The sequence below is a fragment of the Nocardia sp. alder85J genome (genome assembly GCF_020176955.2).
In the GTDB taxonomy this organism is placed as follows: Bacteria; Actinomycetota; Actinomycetes; order Mycobacteriales; family Mycobacteriaceae; genus Nocardia.
In genome coordinates this window covers 1-2775 of sequence record NZ_JAIUCZ020000028.1, presented here as the reverse complement: position 1 = coordinate 2775, position 2775 = coordinate 1, and the positions used below count along the sequence as shown (strand labels likewise).

General features: G+C 65.1%; 3 protein-coding genes. 1 reads left to right on the top strand and 2 read right to left on the bottom strand.

The window, feature by feature from the left end; all coding sequences use genetic code 11:
- Nucleotides 1–170: transposase (locus tag LBW94_RS44095; protein ID WP_266273628.1), on the bottom strand; the 170-nt coding region annotated here is incomplete at its 3' end.
- A gap of 645 nt (nucleotides 171–815) precedes the next feature.
- Between LBW94_RS44095 and LBW94_RS44090 the strand changes: the two genes are divergently transcribed.
- Complete coding sequence (locus tag LBW94_RS44090) at nucleotides 816–1619, top strand: ATP-binding protein (protein ID WP_225062798.1); 804 nt, start codon at nucleotides 816–818, stop codon at nucleotides 1617–1619.
- Here the strand turns inward: LBW94_RS44090 and LBW94_RS44085 are convergent.
- Nucleotides 1598–2668 (bottom strand): IS630 family transposase, encoded by a 1071-nt coding sequence (locus LBW94_RS44085; protein ID WP_266270995.1) that lies wholly within the window; start codon nucleotides 2666–2668, stop codon nucleotides 1598–1600. The two genes, LBW94_RS44090 and LBW94_RS44085, sit on opposite strands and share 22 nt — an antisense overlap.
- Nucleotides 2669–2775: the final 107 nt, after the last annotated feature.

The window sequence follows — 2775 nt, the reverse complement described above, 5'->3', positions numbered from 1 at the left end:
GCGATCCTGCGCCGCTCGTCTTTGACCCACGTCCCCAGCAAACTCTCGTGAATACCCAGCTCACGAGCAACCTCAGCAACCGTGCGACCGGAATCGATCACACGATGCGCAGCCTCGACCTTGTACTCGGCCGTGAACGACCGACGCTTACGAGGAGGCACAGCAGACATCCTAACCAGCAGGAACAACCATCCCGCTAACTCGGTGTCCACTCCCCGGGGTGAACCTCAGTGGTGCCCGGCACCGTCCTCCAACACCAGCCACCCAGGATGGTCGGTCATGATCACGCAGGTATCCCCTTCGCTGAATCATCAAAAGTTATTGATGGGCAGGAAATTACGATCGCTATATGGCCCTGATCCGGCGGAGCCGGTCAACCACGGGACGGTTGCCGGTGGCGTCCTGGAGGATCGCCGCTGCCCAGGTGTGGGCAGAGGGGAGACCGGTGTCGAAATCTCTGTTTGCCGGAGGTTCTTGGAAAGGCGGAGGACTTCTTTCGTCAATTTGCTTACCTCCGTGCGGAGTTCGCGCTCGGTGCTCTGGTACTGGTTCGTGTCGGCGGTGTGCTGCCGCTGCACGGTGTCGAGTTGCTCGGACAACCGGTTCACCTGCAGCCCCACCCTCCGCCTTGCTCCGTGCTGCCGATCACGACGGCGTCGTCGGTGAGGTGGTCGGCGTACTGGGGAACCGTTGCTCGTTGTCCAGGTGAGCCGATCAGCGCTTCGGCAGTTCGATGCCAGGGTAGCCTGACGTCGGAATCGCCTGGCAGGTAGGGGATCCGAGGTGAGGCCGGAGGCAGATCAGGAGGTGGGCCCGTGGGGTTCGACGACGACGCGGTGACGGCGATGCCCGGCGGCGTCGGCCGGGTGGTGGATGCCCGAGGTGCGCAGGGGATGCTGATCGGTGACTACGGGGTGGTGTTCAACTACTTCGATCAGCGGACCTGGACCGACGCCGCGATCCGAGCACCGCTGGCGGACGCAGTCTCGGGCATTGTCGTATCCCCGTACCGTGGGCTGGCGTGGTTCACCGAGCTCGACGCGGCGTTCTTCTTCGGCAGGGAGATCGCGACCGACACTGTCGTGCAACGCCTTTCACACAGTCTGGTCTCGCCGGAGATCGTGATGGTGTCGGGGGAGTCCGGGGCGGGGAAGTCGTCACTGCTGCATGCTGGCGTCGTGCCCAGGCTACGCCGCGACGGTCTCGGCGACGCGCCGCAGGCGCGGAACTGGCCGTGCCTGCTGCTGACCCCGGGCCGGGATCCACTCGGGGTGTTGGCGGTTGCGGTAGGGCAGGTCGCGGGACTGAACGCGGCGGCGCTGCGCCGTGACCTGGCCTCATACCCGCGGGGGTTTGCGTGGACCGCCGCCCAGGCCGCCGGCCGTGCGCTAGCCGATCCTGATGCGCCGCGTGGACGGTTGGTGCTGGTGGTGGATCAGTTCGAGCAGATCTTCACCCAATGCTCGGATCCCGGGACGCGAGCGGCGTTCGTGGCGGCGTTACAGGCCGCGGTGATCGCAGGATCGGCGGTGGTGGTGCTGGTCGTGCGCGCGGACTTCGAATCCCGGTGCGAGAGCTACCCGGAGCTAGTGCCTCGTCAAGCAACCTTCGGTAGGTAATCGGGTTGGCGGATTTTGGAGTTGGCGGCGAACTCGCGTTTGGGTTTGGCGTGCTGGTTGTGCCAGCGGATGTAGGCGGCGATGGCGGAGTCCTGCTCATCGTGGCTGTGGTGATCGGTGCCGTTGAGGGCGAAGTAACGCAGTGCCGCGAACTCGGACTCGATCCAGTTCAGCCACGACGAGTAGGTCGGCAGGAACACCAGCTCCACGTCGTGGGCGGCGGCCCAGTCGCGGACCTCGGCACGCTTGTGCGGGGAGAAGTTGTCGGCGACGATGTAGAGCTTTTCGCCGGCCCAGCGAGCACGCAGCGACTTCAGCAACGCCAGGAACTCGGTCCACCGCTTGCGGTCACGGATCCGATAGTGGATCTTTCCGGTGGCCAGGTCCAGTGCGCCGAGCAAGTGCCGGACACCCTGGGTGCGGTGATAAGTCGCCCGCAACCGCTTCGGTCTTCGTTGCGGAAACCAGCCTCTACCAGCACGGGGTTGCAGATTCAATGGGCCGAACTCGTCGACGCAGATCACCCGCCCGTCAGCGGGCGGGTGGTCGTAGAGGTCCAGGATCCGGTTCATCTTCGCGGTGAAATCCGGGTCGCGACCGGCCTTCCAGGTCTTGACCGCCTGCCACGACACACCCTCGGCCTTGAGGATTGCGCGCAGGGTCTCCCGGCTTATGTCGGCAATAGCGTTGTTCTGCAATGCCTCCCGCAGTTTCGACAGGCTCCATGTCGAGAACGGCCAACCCAGGTCACGGGGACAGCACCGGGCGATACAGGCGATACGTTCACGCGTCGCCCGGTCGACCTTCTTCGGCCTGCCCCCGCTCCATTTTGGGTCCAGCGCCTCGAACCCCCGCTCGTTGAACTCGTGAATCACTTGCCGCACATAGGCTTCCGACACCTGCATCAACCGGGCGATCGCCGGGACCGGCTGACGCTGAGCCGAAGCCATCACCACGATCGCGCGCCGCATCCGGACCGGTTGCCTGCTGGTCTTCGTGATCCGCTGCAACCGGCGCCCTTCCTCCGGGGTCACCGCTCGCACAAACACTTCCGGCTTCCGAGCCACCGGGCACCACCTCCACCGGCAGCTTCGCCGCCGGCGAGCACCCGAGCAAACCGACACCCGGTTACCAGCACAACCTTTCTAGACGAGGC